The sequence below is a fragment of the Streptomyces millisiae genome (assembly GCF_031845425.1).
Classification (GTDB): Bacteria; Actinomycetota; Actinomycetes; order Streptomycetales; family Streptomycetaceae; genus Streptomyces; species Streptomyces millisiae.
Genome location: NZ_JAVREM010000014.1, coordinates 1 through 17,930 on the forward strand (window position 1 = coordinate 1; position 17,930 = coordinate 17,930).

Sequence of the window (17,930 nt, forward strand, 5' to 3'; positions counted from 1 at the left end):
GGCCAAGCGCCCAGCGAGAGGGCGGGTGGGTGGGGAAAAAACCTCACGGCCGCAGAAAGCGACGCAGGCGCGTCAGTGGCCACGTGTTGATGACCTCGGCCGGCGTCAGCCAGCCCCGCTGGGCCGTCGCCACGCCGAACCGCACGTTGGCCAGCTCCGAGACCGCGTGCGCGTCGCTGTCGATCGCGAAGCGGACGCCGTGCCGCCGCGCCAGCAGCACGTGTTCGTCGCGCAGGTCGAGCCGTTCCGGGTGGCCGTTGACCTCCAGCGCCGTTCCCGTGCGCGCGCAGGCCGCGAAGACCGCGTCGAGGTCGACGTCGATGCCGGCCCGGCGGCCCAGTTTCCGTGTCGTCGGGTGGCCGATGACGTTGACGTGCGGGTTCTCGATGGCCCTGATGAGGCGGCGGGTCTGGGCGGCGCGGTCGAGGCCGAAGTGGGAGTGGACGGAGGCGACGCAGAGGTCGAAGCCGGCGAGGAAGTCGGCGGGCCAGTCCACCTCGCCCTCCGGGTCGATGTTGAGCTCGGTGCCGTGCAGCAGCCGCAGCCGGCGCCCGTACCGGTCGGCGAGGGCCCGCACCCGGTCCCGTTGGGCGAGCATCTTCTCGCTGGTCATCCGCTGCATCTTCAGCTCGGGCGCGTGGTCGGTGACGGCGTAGTAGGCGTAGCCGCGGCGCGCCGCCGCCTCCACCATCTCCTCCAGGGACGCCAGGCCGTCCGTCAGGTCGGTGTGCGTGTGCAGGTCGCCGCGGAGGTCGTCCTCGCCGACCAGCGTGGGGAGTTCGCCGCGCTGGGCGGCGGCCACCTCGCCGCGGTCCTCGCGCAGGGTCGGCGGGATCCACGGCAGGTCGAGGTGGGCGTAGACCTCCTCCTCGGTGCGGGCCGGCAGCGGCTTGTCCCGCTCGGCGTCGAAGACGCCGTACTCGGAGAGCTTCAGGCCCTTCCGCTGCGCGATCTCGCGGGTGCGGATGTTGTGTTGCTGGGCGCCGGTGAAGTACTGGAGGCCGGCTCCCCATGAGTCGGGCGGCAGTACCCGCAGGTCGATCTGGAGGCCCTTGGCGGTGCGCACCGACGTCTTCTTCAGCCCGTGCACGACGACCTCGGCGGCGGTCGGCAGTTCGGTGAAGGCCGTCATCACGGCCTCGGCGTCCTCGTCGGGGGCGGCGACCAGCACGTCGACGTCGCCGATGGTCTCCTTCATCCGCCGCACCGAGCCGGCGTAGGCGCACCGCTCGCAGCCGGTGGCGGCGACGAGTCCGGCGACGGTCTCCTCCGCGATCCGCAGCGCCTCGCCCAGCAGGATCCGGCCGCCGGAGGCCCGCATCAGTTCGACGCCGTGCAGGATGTTGTCGGCGGCCTTGGGGCCGAAGCCCTTGAGCCCGGTGAGCCGGTCCTCGTGGACGGCGGCCACCAGTTCGTCGACGGAGGACACCTTCAGCTCGCGGTAGAGCGTCATGGCCCGCTTGGGGCCGAGGGTCGGGATCGACATCAGTTCGCGGACGCCGGGCGGCACCGTGGACCTGGTCTCCTCGATCGCGGCCACGTGCCCCGTCTCCAGGTATTCGGCGATCTTGTCCGCGATGGACTTGCCGACGCCGGGGATGCCCTTGAGCGCCTTGGCGTCGAGCCCCGACACGTCCTGCGGGTAGCCGCCGACGGCGCGTGCCGCGCGCTCGTACGCGCGCTGCTTGAACGCGTCCCCGCCGGTGATCGCGATGAGGTCGGCGTACTCCTGGAGCAGCGCCTCGACCTCCTCGTTCGGCCGAGCCATGCGTTCAGTCTAGGAAGCGGGGCGCGCCCCGGCACGGCGAGCGGTCGCGGCCATTGGCGCGGCGCGGCGCGAGGAATGGCCCGGCCGGTCGCGGGTACTCGGCGCCGGTCAGTGGCACAGGGGGCCGAGGGTGAGGTGGTGACCGGTGCGCGCGACCTTCGTTCTGGGGCGGATCGCCGGCATCAGGGTCGGGGTCAACTGGAGCGTCCTGGTCATCTTCGCGCTGATCGCCGCCGTGCTGGCCGCCGGCCGGCTGCCGGCCGACTACCCGGGGCACGGCTGGGTGATCTACACCCTGGTCGGCGTCGGGACCTCCGTCGTCTTCTTCGCCTCGCTGCTCGCGCACGAGTTGGCGCACGCCATCCTGGCCAGGCGCAACGGCGTCGAGGTCGACGACATCACGCTGTGGCTGCTGGGCGGGGTGACCCGGATGCGGTCCGAGGCGCCGACGCCGGGCGCCGAGTGGCGGATCGCGGGCGTCGGCCCGCTGGTCAGTCTGCTGCTGGGCGGCGTCTTCGTGGTGCTGACGTGGCTGCTGCACGCCATCGGGGCGTCCGGGCCGCTGGTGGAGGGTGCGGCCTGGCTGGCCACCATCAACATCCTGCTGGCGGTCTTCAACGTCATCCCGGCCGCGCCGCTGGACGGCGGCCGGCTGCTGCGCTCGTTCCTGTGGTGGCGCACCGGCGACCGGCTGCGGGCGACCAACGGCGCGGCGCGCGCCGGGCAGGTGTTCGGCTGGCTGCTGGTGGGGTTCGGGCTCTGGGCCTTCCTGTGGAGCGCGTCGTTCTCGGCGCTGTGGCTGGCGCTCGTCGGCTGGTTCCTGGTGCTCGCGGCGACGGAGGAGGCCAGGCAGGCCAGGCTGCGGGAGCTGCTGTCCGGGGTGGCGGTTCGGGACACGATGACCCGGGATCCGGTCACGGTGCCGTCCCGGGAGACGGTCGGCGATTTCCTGTCCGGGGAGGCGCTGGCCGGCCGGCACGCCGCGTTCCCGGTGACCAGGGACGACAGCGGCGAGGACGGCCACGCGGTGGGGCTGCTGACGATGGACAGGGCGGAGCGGGTGGAGCAGGACGAGCAGGGCCGGACCACGGTCGGCGACATCATGCTGCCGCTGGAGGAGACCCGGCTGAGCCGGCCGGACGAGCCACTGTCCGAAGCGCTGACCAGGATGACGCCGGGCCCCGAGCACCGGCTGCTGGTGCTCGACGACGACGGCCACCCGGTGGGCATCGTGTCGCCGGCGGACGTCGACCGCACGGTGCGGCGGGTCGCGGCCGACCACGGCGGCGGCCGGGGGTGAGGTGGGTCAGCCGGCGGCGCGGGTGAAGCGGAGGCTGGCGGTGACCGTGGCGAGGCCGCGCATCATGCCCAGCTGGTTCCAGCCCATCTCGAACCGGGCGCGGTCCACGGTGAACTCGGTGTCCAGGGTGAGCGCCTCGCCGGACACGTCGCCGAGGGTGGCGGTGAGCGAGAGCGGCCGGGAGACGCCGCGCACGGTGAGCCGCCCGTCGACCCGCACGGTCCCGTCGTCGCCCGGCGTGGCGCCGTTCGCGGTGAAGGTGATCTCGGGGTGGCGCTCGGCGTCGAAGAAGTCGGCGGAGCGCAGGTGCTGGTCGCGCTTGGCGTGCCCGGTGTCGAGCGTGGCCACGTCCAGGGTGACGACGCCGCTGGCGGTGCCGTCGGCGCGCACCTCGCCCTGGCCGCTGACGGCGGCGAAGGTGCCCTTGACGGTGACCAGGCCCCACATCGTCCGGTGCCGGATGGCGACGGTCGAGGCGGCCTGGTCGAGCTGCCAGGTCCCGGTTTCCACGGCGACGGTCATGAGCCGCTCCTGTTCGTCCAAATTTGGATGAGTGTTGGCGTCACGCTAGCAAGTCATCCATTTTTGAACAAGCCGTAGAATCGGTGTCATGGCCGAACCCGAGGAACCCGCCGCCGACCTGCCCCGATGTCCCTCGGAGGCCGGCACGGGCGCGCTGCGGACCGAGCTCAGGGGCTGGATGCTGCTGCTCGCGGCCACCGGCGCGATCGAGCAGCGGCTGCGCTCGGTCGTCAAGGCCCGGCTCAACGTCTCGCACGACGAGTTCCTGGTCCTCTGCCTGCTGGCCGACCACCCCGACGAGGGCCTGCGGATGACCCGGATCGCCGAGCTGCTCGGCCGCCCCAAGACCCGGCTCACCTACCAGATCGCCTGCCTCCAGCACGCCGGGCTCGTCAGCAGGCGCTCCGTCTGCGGCGACCGGCGCGGCGTGGAGGTCGCCCTCACCGAGAGGGCCCGACGGCTGCTGGCGGAGGCGTCACCCGACCTCGCCGACACCGTCACCCGCGCCCTCGCCGAGGCCATCGGCCCCGCCCAGTGCGAGGCGCTGCGCGCACTCCTGCGCGACGCCCCGGACGGCGATCCGGCCTGACGCCCGCGCGGCGCGGCGCGAGGCGCCGCGCCGCGCACGCCGCTCAGTAGATGTCCGCCTCGCGGGAGGTGGCGGCGATCCCGTTGGCCCCGTTGAACAGCCGCTGGCCCCAGGAGGTCAGCTGCGAGGCGTTGAAGCCGGTGACCAGGTCCAGGTACTCGACCCCGCCGCTGTTCCCCGACCACGACCAGCCGAGGTAGCCGATCCGCAGCTGCTGCGCGGTCGCCATGATGGTGTCCTCGTCCGGGTTGCCGTCCGAGTGGTTGTGCCCGAACTCGCCGACGACGATGGGGAGTCGGGCGTTGACGAACGCGTTGAGGTAGTCGCGCACCTCGGCCGCCGTGTCGTAGACCCCGTACATGTGGACCGAGAAGAGCGTGTTGCGGTCCGGGTCGGAGTTGAACACGGCCTGCGCGTTGGACCGCATGGTCCCCGACCAGTCCTGGCCCCAGTTGGGCGCGTCCACCATCAGCGTGTGGTCGAAGCCGGCGTTGCGCAGCCTGCTGATCGCGTTCTGCGTGTCGGCCGTCCAGCCCGCGGCGTTGTTGTTGCCGTAGGGCTCGTTGCCGATGTTGATGACGACGTAGTTCTCCTGGCCGGCCAGCGCGCTCTGCACGCTGATCCAGTAGTCGGCGGCGCGGCTGAGCGAGACGGCGCCCGACTGCTCGCCGTAGCCGGTGGTGTCGTGCGCCTCCAGCACACAGATCAGCCGGTTGGCCTTGCAGAGGTTGACGACGTTGGTCACGTCGGCGGCGTCGTTGCGCGTCCAGCGGTCGCCGGTGGAGAGCACCACCCGCACCGTGTTGGCACCGAGCCGCTTGATGTCGGCGAAGGAGTTGGTCTGCGAACGGAACCAGGTGTGGGCGTGGTTGACGCCCCGCATCACGAAGTCGTTGCCCGTCGACTCGACCAGCCGGCCGTTGCTGATCCGGAGGCCGACGGCGGCCGTGTCGACCGGCTCGGCCTGGGCGGCGACCGGACCGCCGAGACCGATGAGACCGATGAGGGCCGCGAACGCGGCCACCACCAGAGCGCCTGAGCGCGTGCGTGCTTTCATGGCCTGCTCCTCGAGGAGATCCGTCCCGTGGGACTCCAGTGTTTGGGAGCGCTCCCAATGCCCATCAGGCCAGCCTGTCCGAGCCATGTCAACCCACGCGAACCACCGAACCCCGGCGTTACCCGGCCCGCCCTCCGCCGCTCACGCCCGGCCCCGGCCGCCCACCAGGGCGGGCAGCAGGCCGGGGAACGCCGCCTCGAACTCCTCGCGGCGCAGCGCGTTCATCCGGGAGGTGCCGACGTAGTACTGACGGATCAGCCCCGCCTCACGCAGCACGTGGAAGTGGTGAGTGGCGGTGGACCTGCTGACCGGCACGTCGAAACCGCCGCAGCTGATGTCCCGGTCCGAGGCGTACAGCTCGGCGACGATCCCCCGGCGCACCGGGTCGACCAGCGCCTCGAGCACCTGCTGCAGGCCGATCGCCCCGACCTCCGGATGGGGCGGGACCCGCTCCCGCCCGTCGCGCCGCGTTCTCACCACGCCACCATGGTACGACGTTCATCAAAGTTTGACAGCCATCGTACTTATGGGCTTGGCTGAGGCGAGGACACGGTGAGCCGGCGACACGGCGACGTTCGAGAGGGATGAGGCGCGATGACCGCGACGGCGAGGACGGTACGGTTCCACGAGCTCGGCGGTCCCGAGGTGCTGCGCGTCGAGGACGTGCCGCTCGGCGATCCGGGCCCGGGCGAGCTGGCGATCCGCGTCGACGCGATCGGCCTCAACCGGGCCGAGGCCCTGTTCCGCGCGGGCCACTACATCGAGGACGTCAGGGAGTTCCCGGCCCGGCTCGGCTACGAGGCGGCGGGCGTGGTCGAGGCGGTCGGCGCGGGTGTGACCGGCTTCGAGGCGGGCCAAGCCGTCAGCGTGGTCCCGGCGTTCTCGCTCAACGACTACGGCGTCTACGCCGAGCGCGCCCTCGTCCCGGCGGCGGCCGTGCTGCCACGCGCGGCGGGGATCGACGCGGTTCAGGGCGCCGCCGTGTGGATGCCGTACGTCACGGCGTACGGCGCGCTGGTCGAAGTCGGCGGGATGCGCGCCGGCGACACGGTGCTGCTGACGGCCGCCACCAGCAGCGTGGGGCTCGCCGCGATCCAGCTCGCCCTGCGCGTCGGGGCGGTGCCGATCGCCACCACCCGCACCCCGGCCAAGCGGGCCGCCCTGCTCGAAGCAGGCGCCGCCGAGGTGATCGTCACCGGCGAGGAGGACGTCGTCGCGCGGGTCACCGAGCTGACCGGGGGCCGGGGCGCCGAGTTCGTCTTCGACGCGGTGGCCGGCCCGGGCGTGGTGGGCCTGGCCCGGGTGGTGGCCCCCGGCGGCACGCTCTTCCTCTACGGGGCGCTCAGCGGCGAGCCGACGCCCTACCCGGGCTTCCAACTCGGCATGCCGGCGCTGAACATCCGCACCTACACGCTCCACGAGACCACAAGGGACGCCGAACGCCTGCGCCGCGCCGAGGCGTTCGTCACCTCGGGCCTGCGGACCGGGGCGTTCCGCCCCGTGGTGGACCGCGTCTTCCACGGCCTGGACCAGATCGTCGAGGCGCACCGCTACCTGGAGGCGAGCGCCCAGGTCGGCAAGATCGTCCTCACCGTCGACCACGACGGGCCCGCCGAAAACCCGTTGGCGGACCGCGGCGGCCGCTGCTAGCTTGCTGGCGGCCGTGCGAGAGAACGAGGAGGTGGTACCCGTGACCGCGATATCGACATGGGTGCTCCCCTCCGGGGTCACGGTCGGGCGATAGGTCGTCCGGGAGCGCCGTTCAGCGCACTCCCGAAAGGCACGACCATGCCTCTTCACCTCACGTCCGAACAGCGCCTCGACGACGGCGTCCTGGAACGCGGGTTCACCCTCGGCGAGATCCCCGGCATCCTGTGGACGCCCCCGTCCGCGTCCACGCCGGTGCCGCTGATCCTGCTCGGCCACTCCCCGCTCGGACTGCGCCCGATGTACCCCCGCCTGGTGGCGCGGGCCCGGCGGGCCGCGGCGGACGGTTTCGCCGCGGCCACCGTCGAGCTCCCCGGCAGCGGCGACCGGCCCCGTCGGGCCGCCGCCGAGCAGGCCCGCGCCGACCTGCGCCGGGCTGTGGAAGCCGGCGAGCGGGTCGGCGACGAGATCGTCGACGCGCTCATCCTGCCGCTCGTCGACCAGGCGGTCCCGGAATGGCAGGCCGCCCTCGATGCTCTCCTGTCGCTGCCCGAACTCGGGGGCCCGGTCGGCTACTCGGGCGGAGTGATCTCCATCGGCGTGCGCCTCGCGGTGGTCGAGCCGCGCATCGTGGCCGCCGGCCTCTTCGCCGGAAGCCTCGTGCCGCGCGCCATCTTCGAGGAGGCCCGCCGGGTCACCATTCCGCTGCACGTCCTGCTGCAGTGGGACGACGAGGGGAACGACCGGCAGGCGGCGCTCGACCTGTTCGACGCCTTCGGCTCCAGGGAGAAGACGCTGGTCGCCAACATGGGCGGGCACACCGGCGTCCCACAGTCCGCGGGGGACGCCGCGGCCCGGTTCTTCACCCGGCACCTGAGCTAGCAGCGACCACCCCCGGCCGGCTGGGCACGGCCTCTCACAGGTCCCGGCGCATACAGGTCCGGGGCCATCGGTCCAGGCCGTGTGCCGCCTCGCGGTCCCGGATCTTCCGCAGGCCGGGGGTGAGGTCGCCGTCGTCCAGGGGATGGAACCCGCAGCGCGCGTAGTAGGGGGCGTTCCACGGGACCTCGGTGAACGTGGTGAGGGTCAGGGCGGGCGCGCCCTCGCTCGCGGCGTGCCCGGCCAGCTGGTCGAGCAGCGACCGGCCGACGCCGCGACGCGCGCTGTCCGGGTGCACCGACACCTGCTCGACGTGCAGGTTTCCCTCGACGCGGTCGGCGATCAGATAGGCGACCGGGGTGTCGGCGTCGTCGACCGCGACCCAGGCGAGCCCGGCGCGGTGGTAGCGGGCGAGTTCGTCGAGCGGCAGCGGCTCGTCCTCGGCGATCTCCGGCATGCCGACGTCCCGGAAGCACTGCCCGGCGGCCCGCTCGATGTCCTGGAGCAGCGGCAGTTCGTCCAGGTGCACGGCTCGTATGCGCATGAACGCATTGTCCGGGCTCGGCGGGCTCGCGCCACCGAATAACGGAGCCCGAGCGCCGGGCCGGCGCGGACGCCGACCGATCACGCCGGGCCGTCGAGAGGGTGTGTGCGCCGAAGTACTTGGAAGTTCCAAGGAAACGTGTGGGAGGAGGAGGTGACGGGGCGGGCGGTGGCCCGGACCGGGCTACCGGGTAGTGGTGCCCCATGACTTCCGCCTTACGACTCGAAGCCGTCGACCGGGACAACGTCGGCGCGGCCTGCAAGCTGGACGTCCGGCCCGATCAGCAGGACCTCGTCGCCCCCGTCGCCGTGTCGCTCGCCGAGGCGTACACCTGCCCCGACGTGGCCTGGCCCCGACTCGTCTACGACGGCGATCGCCTCGTCGGTTTCGTCATAGGCGCGGACAACACCGGGTGACCGTGCTGTGGGTCCCGCGCCCCGGCGGCGCCGAACCGTTCTACCGGGCGCTCGGCTTCCGGCCGACCGGCGAGACCATCGCCGGCCAGGTCGTCGGCGAGCGTTTCCTCGACCAGCCACCGCCGCCGGCTCGTTGAGCTACCGCGCCCGGCCCGGCTGCCAGGCGCAGTCGGGCGCGTGGTCCGCGCGCTGCTCGACCCGGTGACGGCAGTACGAGCACGTGGCGACGGGAACGGCCGTCGGCGCCTCGCGGCCGGTGACGACGGTGACCACGTCGGCGACCAGCGCGTCGCGCAGCGCGCCGGCGTCGGTCAGGCAGTCGCCACGCGGCGGCAGCAGCCAACGCACCGGTTCCCGCGTCCAGTCGGCCGGCGGCACGCCCACGTAGTGGCCGTGCCCGAGGATCCGCACCGCGCCGAGCGCCCACGCCTCGGCGGCACCCGGCGCGACGAACCACCGGGCCACGCCCGCGCCCTGGTCCTCCACGACCGGACCGCAGCGCCACGCGAGCCGCGCCATCGCGCCCCAGACCACCGAGCTCGGTGCCTCGGCGACGTCCCACCAACGACCCGCCGGCACGTCACGCACCCCGGCGGACGCGGGCGGGATCCACACGGGCAGCGGAGAGAGGAAGAAAGCCACGCGAGTGAAACTACGAGCTGTAGCCGATCGACTACAGGCATGGCGCGTGGCCGTCTCGCACCGCCTGGCCTACCAGGGGAGACACGGAGCGTGTCCGCTCACCGCACCCTCAGGAACTCCCCTACCTCCCGCTGCTCCCACGTGAGCGGACGGCGCTTCGCCCGCCGGGCCGCCCGGAAGACGTCTCGCGCCAGCCCCTGGTGCTGGAGCCAGCCGGGGGTCGAGTTCCGCAGCGCGGAGAGGATCCGGAACGCGTCGTCCGCCTGCCGGAGTTGCGTGTGGGCGTGCGCCACGTCGAGCAGGTGTCGGTTCCGGGTGTTCGACGTGAGCGTGAGGGTGGGCGGCAGACGTCGCGCGAGTCCGAGCACCCGCTCCGGGCGGCGGGCCACCGAGTGGTTCTCAATCGCCTGAAGCGCGACGCTGCTCCAGTCGAACCGCCCCCAACTACGCATCTCCGTGGCGGTCCTGCCACCGAGGGCCAGCGCGGCGGTCCGGGCGACGCGCAGCATTTCCCGGGCCTCACCGGGCCTGTTGTTCCGGGCCGCCGCCGAGGAGCCGCGCAGCAGGAGGCGCCCCCAGACGCCGAGTTCGCCGCGCGACGCGCGCGAGATACGGGGCTCGACCTCGTCTGCCGTGGCGACCGAGATCAGTTCCGTCTCGTCGAGCCGCCCCTGACGTAGGAGCATCCACCCCTGCAAATAGACGCCGGCTGCCCCGCGGGCTCGGTCTTCGACGGCCGCCGCGTCTCGCACCGCGTCCCGGAGAGCGATGTGGGCCAGGTCGTACGCGCGAACGGCCGTGAGATACCGGCCGGCCATCAGCAGGACGTCGGCGCGCAGTTCCAGCGCTGCCGCACGGTCGTCCCCGTCGTCGAACCGATCGACCGCGAGGTGCGCGGCCTGAACGAGCGGAGGCAGCAGCTTCCCCAACTCGTCGTAGTCGTCCTGGTAGTACGAGCCCACGACGGAGTCGGCGGCCCGGCGCAGCCGGTCCAGAGCGACCGGCTCGTCGGCATCGGTCAGGCTCAGGCGCCCGCCGATGGTGACCGGCGGCGAGATGGCCTGTCGCAGCGGCATCAACGCCATGGTCCGGTCATCGGCGTGCGGGTCCGCCCCGAGCGCGGGCGGATCGAACAGTTGGCTGGTCCGCAGCCCCAGCGCGCTGGCCAGCGCGTGATAGGTGTCGATCCGGCAGGTGCCGCCCCGCTCGATCTTCTTGACGACGCCGACGCTGAGTCCAGCGCGCTCGGCCAACTGTTCCTGGGTGAGGTTGAGGGCGTCACGAGCCCGCCGCACCCGCCGCCCGATGGCCAGATCCTCGTCCATGACGCATCCCCGTTCGCATGCCGCGCTCGCGAGTCGCTGCCAGCATAGGGCGGGAATTTCCGTTACAGCCCGGAGCGCGCCCCGAGGTGCGGCGGGCCCCGACCGAGCGGGTCTTCACCAGGCTGGACGTCAGTGACCGGACGCACGCCGTCGTGGTGGCGCTGCGGCGCGGGCCGTTGCCGCCGCCGTGACGGCGGTGGCCTCGGCGACGAGCAGCGCGCAGCGCAGCGTGCCGTCGTCGCGGCGGCCGAGCGCCGTCAGCGGGAGGATCCGCACCGTGAAGCCGGCGGCGGCCAACTCGCGTCGCACGTCGGGGAGTCGGAAGGTGCGGTAGTACATCACGAAGCGCGGGCGCCAGACCGCGTTGCGCAGCCGCATGGCGGCGTCGAAGCCCCACAGGGCCCAGTAGGGCGGGGAGCCGACGCGGGGCGGCGCGGCCATCGGGAAGGCGAAGCGGCCGCCGGGCCGGAGCGTGGCGCGGATGCCGGCGAAGAGCGCGGGGCGTTCGTGTGGCAGGAAGTGGCCGAAGGCGCCGAGGCTGATCGCGAGGTCGAAGGTGGCCGGCGCGAACGGCAGCGCCCGCGCGTCGGCGCGTACCCAGCGTGGCCCTCCGGGGTGTGCGGCGCGCGCCCGGGCGAGCATGCCGGCGCTGAAGTCGACACCGACCACCCGGTCCACGGCGAGGCGGCGCAGCACGCCGACGCCGGCGCCGGTGCCGCAGCAGACGTCGAGGGCGGCGTCGAACGGGCCGAGCGGGCGCAGCGCCTCGGTCATCGCGTCCAGCACCGGGTCCGGGGTGCGGAACGAGGTGTGATCGAACTTCGGCGCGAGCAGGTCGTATCCGCGCTCCACCGAGGACAGCGCCTGCGCGGTGAGCTCGCGGACGGTCGGGCCGCGCGTCACCGGCTCAACTCCCCTCGCCCCGCTCCGGGGCGGCGCGCCGGTGCCGGCCGACGGCCGGCGGGCAGGGCGTGGGGTCGGTGCCGGCCGTCTCCGGGTAGAGGATCCGCTTGGCCTCGGCCAGGTTGGCGACGACGGCGACGGCCTCCCACTCGTAGCCGTTCCACCGGCTGACGAGGCGGGGTGCCGCCGGGTCCACATGGCCGCCGGCCGGCGGGCCGGGGGTGAGCGTGACCACCCGGTAGCGATCGGCGCGGCGCCGGCTGCGTCGCTCTGCCCAGTCGGACAGCGGCTCCTCTTCCATGCGAACGGTTCTTTCTCTGGCGCGAACGGGGCGGAGTCCCTCCATGACACCACGACACGCCGTCAGGCACCCCCGTCTCGCGGGGAATCGTGACGCACGGCCGCCGCGCACCGGGGCACGGGGGACGCACGGGGGCGCGGCCGGTCAGTCCGCGCGGCCGGTGGCCGCCACCGTGACGCCGAGACCGATCATCGCGAAACCGCCGAAACCGCCGATGGCGGAGAGGCGCCGCGGGGAGCGCGCGAACCAGCCGCGGGCGCCGGCGGCGACCAGGCCCCAGACGCTGTCGAGGGTCAGGGCGATGGCGTTGAACACCAGACCGAGGACGAGCATCTGGAGCGTCACATGGCCCTGTGCCCGGTCGACGAACTGCGGGAGCACGGCGGCGAAGAAGACGATCGTCTTGGGGTTGGTGACACCGACCACGTACCCCTCCCACAGGGTGCGCAGCCCGCGTCGGGCCGCTGCCCCCTCGCCCTCGGCGGCGAACTCGGCGCGCAGCGAGCGGCGTTCACGGACGGCCCGGACACCCAGGTAGACCAGGTACGCGGCGCCGGCCAGCTTGAGGGCGGTGAAGACGAGGGCCGAGCGCTCGACGATCGTGCCGACGCCGAGGGCGACGGCGATCACCAGGGTGTAGGCGCCGAGCGTGTTGCCGACGACCGTGGTCAGCGCGGCGCGACGGCCGTGGGCCAGGGCCCGACCGATCACGAAGAGAACGCTGGGCCCTGGGACGATGATCAGCAGGAAGGACATGGCCGCGAAGGCGAGCAGCCGGTCAGGGGACGTCATCCGGCCATCGAAGCACGGTCGGTGACCGGCCCGCAGCCCTTTTCAGCGCTGGTGGTCGCGCTCCCAGTCCGCCCGGCTGAGCGCGTACTCGACGTCGCCGTGTTCGGCGCCCTCGGCGGGCTCCGGCCAGTCCTCGAAGAAGGTGCGGACGTGGCGCAGCCCGACCTTCTCCATCACCCGGCGGGAGCGGGTGTTGACGGACATGGTGGTGGCCAGGATCCGCCGGGCGCCGAGCTCCGTGAAGCCGAGCCGGACCAGGGCCCTGGCCCCCTCGGTGGCGTAGCCGCGCCCCCAGGCGGCCCGCAGCAGCCGGTAGCCGAGCTCCCGCTCCCCCGGGTCGGCCAGCGCGCGGAGTTCGAACCAGCCGACGAAGGCGCCGCCCGCGAGCTCCTCGGCCGCCCAGTAGCCGGGGCCGAGCAGCCTGGGCAGGGTCACGGTCCGCACGGTCTCGGGGTCGAGCGGGCGGCCGGCGTCGAGGTGGCGCATCACCTCGGGGTCGCCGTCGAGTTCGACCAGCGGGCCGAGGTCGTCGGCGGTGAAGGGGCGGAGGCGCAGCCGCGCGGTGGTGAGGTAGGCGTCCACGCGCCGATGATGGGCGACGGCGGCCGCCCGGGGCCAGGCGTTTTCACCCCTGGGCCAGCGGCTCCTCGCCCACCACCTCGCGCAGCCGGTCGTTGGCCTCCTCCAGGACCGCGAGGGCGATCTCACGGCGCTCGGGGTCGACGGCGCCCATGGTCAGCTCGGCCAGCTCGGCCCAGGTGCGCTCGATGTCGGGCAGCAGGCGGTGGCCGGCCTCGGTGACGACGATGCGGACCTGGCGGCGGTCGGTCGGGACCGGCTCGCGGCGGAACCAGCCGCCGGGTTCGAGCCGGGCCAGGCTGCGGGTGGCGGTGGGCTGCTCGATGCCGAGGGTGGCGGCCAGTCGCGAGACGGTCATGCCGTCGGGCTCCTGGGCCAGCACCCACAGCAGCACGTCCTGCCCTGGGTGCAGGCCGAGGGCCGCGAGACGGCGCGCCTTGGCCGCGCGGTACAGCTGGCTCGTCTTGTTCAGCGCCCGGTTGACGCGCCTGACCTCACTCGCTTCCACGCCTCGATCCTAGCTGCACATAGTCGGCTAACCGATAGTCGACTATGCGGATCGACCTCCCCGCCGGGCCGGCGCCCGGCTCCGGCGGAAGCGGTCAACGCATGCCGGTGGAGCGGCGGTTGGCCTCGGCCACCCGGGCGCTCAGCGACTCGCTCAGCGAGACCCGACGCACGTCGCAGGGACGCGCCGTCCACTCCAGGCCGCCCGCCAACGGGCGCAGCCACACCTGGCCGCCCTCGTAGGCCATGACGCGGCCGATCCGGTCGCGCCGCACGTCCCGTGCCATGGCGCCGACCTCCGGCAGCCCGCGCCCTTCCGCCCGGATGTCCTGCTCCATCGCGTCAGCTCCTTCCTGACCGCCGGCCGAGGGCCGGGGCCGGTGCCGGTGCGCCCACAGGAATCACGTGCGAGCGGCGCCGGCGGTTCATTCCGTCTTCCGGGGGAATCGGAAAACCCGCAGGCCGGACGGCACACGGGCGGGCGGAGACCGGCGCGACGGGTCACCGTTGCCGGGATATATCCTGAACTCAACGCCAGAGTCTGGGACTTCCACCGTGAGCCGCCCGGGTGTCGCCCGGATCAGCCGGTCGCGGTCGGACTATCAGGTCACGCTCCGCCCCAGATCGGCTACGCTGCATGACACGCGCCAGGACGAGCGCCAAGCCGCACGGGGACCCACATGGACGTGACCTACCGCCTCAGGTACGACCCCGTGGCGGAGGCTGCCCACGACGCGCTGCCGCCCGACGTCAGCGAGCGGCTGACCCTGGGCATGGCGGGGGCCTGCGAGGACCCGCTGCGGGCCACCGAGCCGTATGGCCACGACGACCCGGTGATGCGGATGGTGGTGACCGAGCAGGCGTTCGCCGTGGTGCTCGCCGGCCACCGCTTCAAGACCATGACGGTCCTGCAGATCAACCACCTGTGCTGAGCGGCGGCGCCGGTCAGCGCCGCCTGCCGATCGCCCGCGCCGGCGGGGGAGGCTCGGCGTGCGCCGCCCGGCCCGCGGCACGCGGGTGCACGAGGTCGGACGGCAGCGCCACATACGCCGAGACGCCGGCGCCGCGCGCCGCGGCCGTGGTGGGAGCGCTCTGGGTGTGTCGCACCTCCACCTGGACGCCGAGCCGGGCGGCGATGGTGCCGACCACGAAGTGGCCGAGGAACCGGGTGGGGGCCACCAGGAACGAGTCCTCGCCGCGCAGCCGGGCGTTGGCGAGGTCCAACTCCTCATCGGTCATCCCGTCGCCGCGGTCGACGATGGCCAGGCAGTACTCGGGTCCGTCCCACCAGCCGTAGACCTCCACGAGCCGGCCCTGCGGCGATGCGGTCAGCGCGTTCTCGATCAACTCCGCGAGCAGGTGCGAGAGTTCGTAGAAGGCGCCGCCGTGCACCGAGCACGGCTCGGCCTCGACGAGGGTGACCCTGCGGTAGTCCTCCACCTCGGAGACCGCCGAGTGGACCACCTCGGCGATCTCGGCGGTGCCGGTCCAGACGCGGGGCGGCAGTTGCTGGCCGGTGAGGATCAGCAGCGAGTCGGCGTTGCGGCGCATGCGGGTGGCCAGGTGGTCGAGCTCGAACAGCTCGCCCAGCGCGTCCGGGTCCAGCTCCTTGCTCTCCAGGGCGGTGATCAGCCGGAGTTGGCGGCGCACCAGGCGCTGGTTGCGGTGCCCGAGGTTGGCCAGCGACTCGGTGCCGTTGCGGCGCAGCACGGTCTGCTGGGCCGCCAGGCCGACGGCGGTGCGCTCCACGTCGTGCAGCGCGGCGGCCAGCCGGGTGACCTCCTCGGCGCCCCCGGCCAGCGTCGGGTCGGGTTCGGGCGGCAGCAGCTGCTCCGCCTCCTCCGGCTCGGCCTCCTGGATGGAGCGGACGGTCTCCGGGAGCCGGTGCCCGGCCACGGCCTCGGCCTGCCGGGTGAGCTCGTCCAGCGGGCGGGCGATGGAGCGGGCGGCGAGCACCGCGAGCCCCACGGCCACGCCGAGGATCAGCAGGCCCAGGGCGACGAAGCCGGCGAGCTGCCGGGTGGCGGCGGCGCTGAGCCGGTCGGCGCGCTCGGCGACGTCCTCCCCCACCTGTCGCTGGGTCTCGTGCAGCCCGTCGGTGAGCGCGGTGCTCGCGGTCCACCAGTCGTCGGCCTGGGCGTCGAGCGGGGAGCCGTCGGCGCCGGCGTCGGCCAGCTGTTCGAAGGTCGCGACCCGCGTCGCGTCCTCGGTCTCGAACGCCGCGTCGAGCGCGGCGCGTTGCTCGGCGGTGGCCACCTGCTCGTAGCCGCGCAGCGCGGACTCGCGGGCGGCCCTGGCGCCGGCGAACTCCACGTACTGGCCCTCGGTGAACCGGCCGGCCACGAACACGCCGTTCATCAGGCCGCGTTCCTCGGCCAGCGCCTCGGTGGCGCCGGCCAGCTCCTGCAGCGCGGCCATGCCGTCGCCGAGGAGTTGGTCGCCGTGGTTCGAGCCCTCGGCGAGCTGGGCGTCGTTCAACTCGGCCATGGCGGTGGCGAAGAAGCCGAGCGCCTCCTCACGGTCGATCGACTCGTCGTCCACCCCCTCGCGGACGGCGGGGAGTTGGTCGAGCGAGCCCAGCGCGTCCTCGAAGGCGGGGGCCGAGTCGCGGTCGACGCGGCGTTGCAGTTCGGCGTGGATGGCGTCCACCCGCCGCCTGGTGTCGGCCAGTTCCGGCCGGTAGCGACCGGCACCGCCGAGCAGGCCGCTGGTGAGTCCGTGTTCGCGTTGCAGCTCGCGGACCAGGTTCTGGGCGTCGAGGGCGAGTTGGACCCGCTCGCCGCTCTCCCGGGCCGCCGACCAGTCCTCCGCCCGGTCCCCCACCGCGACCCCGGTGAGCACGAGCAGCAGGCACGTGGGCACGGCGAGCACGATGGCCACCCGGCCGCGGATGGTGCTCCAGCGCGGCAGCCAGCCGGTCAGGACCCGCCTCCCGGTCGGCCGCCCGGACCGGCGTCCGGACCCTCGCCGCGTACTCGACACACGCGTCATAGCCACACAGCACAGCGTCACGTGGTTACCGAAGGCTCCGATACCCGTGGCCGTGAAGTGAACAAGTGGCGTGAATCGGGCCCGCGGCGGGCGTGAAGGGGACGGGTTCGAGCCCCACGCCATCCGGACAGTGACGCTCCGGTTCCCCCTCGGACCGGCCTGGACCGTTACCCTTCAGCTCATGAGCAGCCGCCCCGACCCGCCCGGTCCGGCCTACCGCAGACTGAGCGTGGAGGAGCGCCGTGGCCAGCTGATCGCCACGGCGCAGGCGCTGTTCGCGCGCAGCGTGCCGGAGGAGGTCTCGCTGGACGACGTGGCCCGCGAGGCCGGGGTCTCCCGGCCGCTGGTCTACCGCTACTTCCCCGGCGGCAAGCAGCAGTTGTACGAGGCGGCGCTGAGCAGCGCGGCCGAACAGCTCGAACTGTGCTTCGCGGTGGCCGAGTCGGGCGCGCTGAGTCAGCGTCTGGCGGCCGGCCTCGACCGCTACCTGGCCTTCGTCGACGGGCACGGCGAGGGCTTCACCGCGCTGCTCAAGGGCGGCAGCGTGGTGGAGACCAACCGCACCACGGCCATCGTCGACCGGGTGCGGCGGGCGGCGGCCACCCAGGTGCTGCGGCACATGCGGGTGGCCGAGCCGAGCCCGCCGCTGCGGCTCGTCGTACGCACCTGGATAACCACGGTCGAAGCCGCCTCGCTGATCTGGCTCGACGAGGAGAAGGAGCTGCCGCTCGACCGGCTGCGCGACTGGCTGGTGGACCAGTTCGTGGCCCAGCTGGTGGTCACCGCCGGGCGGGACAAGGCCACGGCGCGCTTCCTGCGCGCCGCCGCCGAGCTGGAGGAACCGGGCGGCCGGATCGACCAGTTGTTCGAGCGGACCATCGCGATGATGACGCCCACGGGCGCCTGACGGGGCGGCGGGATGCGGAGCGAACGCACGCCCTTCGTCGGCGGACCGCTCGACGGCCGGGTGCTGCCGGTGCTCGTCGGGCCCACGGGCAAGCCGCCGCGCGTCTACCGGGTGCCGGTGCCGGGCGACGAGGTGCAGCCTGACCGGGTCTACGTCTACCGCCTTGAGCCGATCGGGCACAGCAGGCTGCTGCGGCTGCCGCGCGGCTGGCAGTACGTCTATGACCCGGACGCCGGAGACTGACCACCCCTTCGGACCCGC

The 17,930-nt window shown here is 73.4% G+C and carries 21 protein-coding genes and 1 pseudogene; 8 read left to right on the top strand and 14 right to left on the bottom strand.

Annotated features, from left to right (window positions below; all coding sequences use genetic code 11):
- Positions 1-43: 43 nt before the first annotated feature.
- Entirely contained in the window at positions 44-1,768 is a 1,725-nt protein-coding gene (gene polX, locus RNC47_RS13975) for a DNA polymerase/3'-5' exonuclease PolX (protein WP_311598749.1), read from the bottom strand.
- A 145-nt stretch (positions 1,769-1,913) separates the two neighbouring features.
- Here polX and RNC47_RS13980 point away from each other — a divergent pair, with 145 nt between their 5' ends.
- Positions 1,914-3,068, top strand: a complete 1,155-nt coding sequence (locus RNC47_RS13980) for a site-2 protease family protein (protein WP_311598751.1) — start codon at positions 1,914-1,916, stop codon at positions 3,066-3,068.
- A gap of 6 nt (positions 3,069-3,074) precedes the next feature.
- On the opposite strand, the gene RNC47_RS13985 is transcribed toward RNC47_RS13980, so the two are convergent.
- Positions 3,075-3,590: a YceI family protein gene (locus tag RNC47_RS13985; protein WP_311598753.1), complete on the bottom strand. Its 516-nt coding sequence runs from the start codon at positions 3,588-3,590 to the stop codon at positions 3,075-3,077.
- 88 nt (positions 3,591-3,678) lie between these two features.
- Here RNC47_RS13985 and RNC47_RS13990 point away from each other — a divergent pair, with 88 nt between their 5' ends.
- Positions 3,679-4,179 carry a MarR family winged helix-turn-helix transcriptional regulator gene (locus RNC47_RS13990; protein WP_311598755.1) on the top strand — a complete coding sequence of 167 codons (501 nt, stop codon included), beginning with the start codon at positions 3,679-3,681 and terminating at the stop codon, positions 4,177-4,179.
- A 43-nt stretch (positions 4,180-4,222) separates the two neighbouring features.
- Here the strand turns inward: RNC47_RS13990 and RNC47_RS13995 are convergent, their stop codons facing one another.
- Positions 4,223-5,236 carry a glycoside hydrolase family 5 protein gene (locus tag RNC47_RS13995; RefSeq protein ID WP_311598757.1) on the bottom strand — a complete coding sequence of 338 codons (1,014 nt, stop codon included), beginning with the start codon at positions 5,234-5,236 and terminating at the stop codon, positions 4,223-4,225.
- A gap of 141 nt (positions 5,237-5,377) precedes the next feature.
- Positions 5,378-5,716 carry an ArsR/SmtB family transcription factor gene (locus tag RNC47_RS14000; RefSeq protein ID WP_311598759.1) on the bottom strand — a complete coding sequence of 113 codons (339 nt, stop codon included), beginning with the start codon at positions 5,714-5,716 and terminating at the stop codon, positions 5,378-5,380.
- A gap of 114 nt (positions 5,717-5,830) precedes the next feature.
- Here RNC47_RS14000 and RNC47_RS14005 point away from each other — a divergent pair, with 114 nt between their 5' ends.
- Both RNC47_RS14005 and RNC47_RS14010 read left to right on the top strand, forming a co-directional pair.
- Complete coding sequence (locus tag RNC47_RS14005; protein ID WP_311598760.1) at positions 5,831-6,886, top strand: zinc-dependent alcohol dehydrogenase family protein; 1,056 nt, start codon at positions 5,831-5,833, stop codon at positions 6,884-6,886.
- A 138-nt stretch (positions 6,887-7,024) separates the two neighbouring features.
- Positions 7,025-7,765, top strand: a complete 741-nt coding sequence (locus RNC47_RS14010) for an alpha/beta hydrolase (protein ID WP_311598762.1) — start codon at positions 7,025-7,027, stop codon at positions 7,763-7,765.
- Positions 7,766-7,799: 34 nt separating this feature from the next.
- Here RNC47_RS14010 and RNC47_RS14015 read toward each other — a convergent pair whose 3' ends face one another.
- Positions 7,800-8,306 carry a GNAT family N-acetyltransferase gene (locus RNC47_RS14015; RefSeq protein ID WP_311598764.1) on the bottom strand — a complete coding sequence of 169 codons (507 nt, stop codon included), beginning with the start codon at positions 8,304-8,306 and terminating at the stop codon, positions 7,800-7,802.
- A gap of 203 nt (positions 8,307-8,509) precedes the next feature.
- Here RNC47_RS14015 and RNC47_RS14020 point away from each other — a divergent pair.
- Positions 8,510-8,859: pseudogene (locus RNC47_RS14020) on the top strand (hypothetical protein).
- 1 nt (position 8,860) lies between these two features.
- Here the strand turns inward: RNC47_RS14020 and RNC47_RS14025 are convergent.
- The 8 genes from RNC47_RS14025 to RNC47_RS14060 all read right to left on the bottom strand — a co-directional run bounded on the left by RNC47_RS14025 (position 8,861) and on the right by RNC47_RS14060 (position 14,109).
- The gene (locus RNC47_RS14025) at positions 8,861-9,364 is read right to left on the bottom strand and encodes a hypothetical protein (RefSeq protein ID WP_311598765.1); all 504 of its coding nucleotides are present in this window, start codon (positions 9,362-9,364) and stop codon (positions 8,861-8,863) included.
- A gap of 98 nt (positions 9,365-9,462) precedes the next feature.
- Positions 9,463-10,689, bottom strand: a complete 1,227-nt coding sequence (locus RNC47_RS14030; RefSeq protein ID WP_311598767.1) for a helix-turn-helix domain-containing protein — start codon at positions 10,687-10,689, stop codon at positions 9,463-9,465.
- A gap of 129 nt (positions 10,690-10,818) precedes the next feature.
- Positions 10,819-11,592: a class I SAM-dependent methyltransferase gene (locus RNC47_RS14035; RefSeq protein ID WP_311598769.1), complete on the bottom strand. Its 774-nt coding sequence runs from the start codon at positions 11,590-11,592 to the stop codon at positions 10,819-10,821.
- A gap of 4 nt (positions 11,593-11,596) precedes the next feature.
- Positions 11,597-11,893, bottom strand: a complete 297-nt coding sequence (locus tag RNC47_RS14040; protein ID WP_311598770.1) for a DUF6087 family protein — start codon at positions 11,891-11,893, stop codon at positions 11,597-11,599.
- Positions 11,894-12,037: 144 nt separating this feature from the next.
- The gene (locus RNC47_RS14045; RefSeq protein WP_311598772.1) at positions 12,038-12,685 is read right to left on the bottom strand and encodes a LysE family translocator; all 648 of its coding nucleotides are present in this window, start codon (positions 12,683-12,685) and stop codon (positions 12,038-12,040) included.
- A gap of 42 nt (positions 12,686-12,727) precedes the next feature.
- Positions 12,728-13,267, bottom strand: coding sequence for a GNAT family N-acetyltransferase (locus RNC47_RS14050; RefSeq protein WP_311598774.1), 540 nt, complete (start codon positions 13,265-13,267; stop codon positions 12,728-12,730).
- A 43-nt stretch (positions 13,268-13,310) separates the two neighbouring features.
- Positions 13,311-13,772, bottom strand: coding sequence for a MarR family winged helix-turn-helix transcriptional regulator (locus tag RNC47_RS14055; protein ID WP_311598776.1), 462 nt, complete (start codon positions 13,770-13,772; stop codon positions 13,311-13,313).
- A gap of 94 nt (positions 13,773-13,866) precedes the next feature.
- Positions 13,867-14,109, bottom strand: a complete 243-nt coding sequence (locus tag RNC47_RS14060) for a hypothetical protein (protein ID WP_311598778.1) — start codon at positions 14,107-14,109, stop codon at positions 13,867-13,869.
- Between the two features lie 342 nt (positions 14,110-14,451).
- Between RNC47_RS14060 and RNC47_RS14065 the strand changes: the two genes are divergently transcribed.
- Positions 14,452-14,703 (top strand): hypothetical protein, encoded by a 252-nt coding sequence (locus RNC47_RS14065; protein WP_311598780.1) that lies wholly within the window; start codon positions 14,452-14,454, stop codon positions 14,701-14,703.
- A 13-nt stretch (positions 14,704-14,716) separates the two neighbouring features.
- Here the strand turns inward: RNC47_RS14065 and RNC47_RS14070 are convergent, their stop codons facing one another.
- Complete coding sequence (locus RNC47_RS14070; protein WP_311598782.1) at positions 14,717-16,651, bottom strand: nitrate- and nitrite sensing domain-containing protein; 1,935 nt, start codon at positions 16,649-16,651, stop codon at positions 14,717-14,719.
- A gap of 292 nt (positions 16,652-16,943) precedes the next feature.
- Here RNC47_RS14070 and RNC47_RS14075 point away from each other — a divergent pair, with 292 nt between their 5' ends.
- Complete coding sequence (locus tag RNC47_RS14075; protein ID WP_311598783.1) at positions 16,944-17,669, top strand: TetR/AcrR family transcriptional regulator; 726 nt, start codon at positions 16,944-16,946, stop codon at positions 17,667-17,669.
- Positions 17,670-17,681: 12 nt separating this feature from the next.
- A complete protein-coding gene (locus RNC47_RS14080) occupies positions 17,682-17,912 on the top strand; it encodes a hypothetical protein (protein ID WP_311598784.1) in 231 nt (76 codons plus the stop codon).
- The last annotated feature ends 18 nt before the right edge of the window (positions 17,913-17,930 follow it).

What these genes read in the sequence shown, in the direction of transcription:
- polX (WP_311598749.1), bottom strand. Translation starts at nt 1,768, where the DNA reads ATGGCTCGGCCGAACGAGGAGGTCGAGGCGCTGCTCCAGGAGTACGCC.
- RNC47_RS13985 (WP_311598753.1), bottom strand. Translation starts at nt 3,590, where the DNA reads ATGACCGTCGCCGTGGAAACCGGGACCTGGCAGCTCGACCAGGCCGCC.
- RNC47_RS13990 (WP_311598755.1), top strand. Translation starts at nt 3,679, where the DNA reads ATGGCCGAACCCGAGGAACCCGCCGCCGACCTGCCCCGATGTCCCTCG.
- RNC47_RS13995 (WP_311598757.1), bottom strand. Translation starts at nt 5,236, where the DNA reads ATGAAAGCACGCACGCGCTCAGGCGCTCTGGTGGTGGCCGCGTTCGCG.
- RNC47_RS14005 (WP_311598760.1), top strand. Translation starts at nt 5,831, where the DNA reads ATGACCGCGACGGCGAGGACGGTACGGTTCCACGAGCTCGGCGGTCCC.
- RNC47_RS14010 (WP_311598762.1), top strand. Translation starts at nt 7,025, where the DNA reads ATGCCTCTTCACCTCACGTCCGAACAGCGCCTCGACGACGGCGTCCTG.
- RNC47_RS14015 (WP_311598764.1), bottom strand. Translation starts at nt 8,306, where the DNA reads ATGCGCATACGAGCCGTGCACCTGGACGAACTGCCGCTGCTCCAGGAC.
- RNC47_RS14030 (WP_311598767.1), bottom strand. Translation starts at nt 10,689, where the DNA reads ATGGACGAGGATCTGGCCATCGGGCGGCGGGTGCGGCGGGCTCGTGAC.
- RNC47_RS14040 (WP_311598770.1), bottom strand. Translation starts at nt 11,893, where the DNA reads ATGGAAGAGGAGCCGCTGTCCGACTGGGCAGAGCGACGCAGCCGGCGC.
- RNC47_RS14045 (WP_311598772.1), bottom strand. Translation starts at nt 12,685, where the DNA reads ATGACGTCCCCTGACCGGCTGCTCGCCTTCGCGGCCATGTCCTTCCTG.
- RNC47_RS14060 (WP_311598778.1), bottom strand. Translation starts at nt 14,109, where the DNA reads ATGGAGCAGGACATCCGGGCGGAAGGGCGCGGGCTGCCGGAGGTCGGC.
- RNC47_RS14065 (WP_311598780.1), top strand. Translation starts at nt 14,452, where the DNA reads ATGGACGTGACCTACCGCCTCAGGTACGACCCCGTGGCGGAGGCTGCC.
- RNC47_RS14075 (WP_311598783.1), top strand. Translation starts at nt 16,944, where the DNA reads ATGAGCAGCCGCCCCGACCCGCCCGGTCCGGCCTACCGCAGACTGAGC.
- RNC47_RS14080 (WP_311598784.1), top strand. Translation starts at nt 17,682, where the DNA reads ATGCGGAGCGAACGCACGCCCTTCGTCGGCGGACCGCTCGACGGCCGG.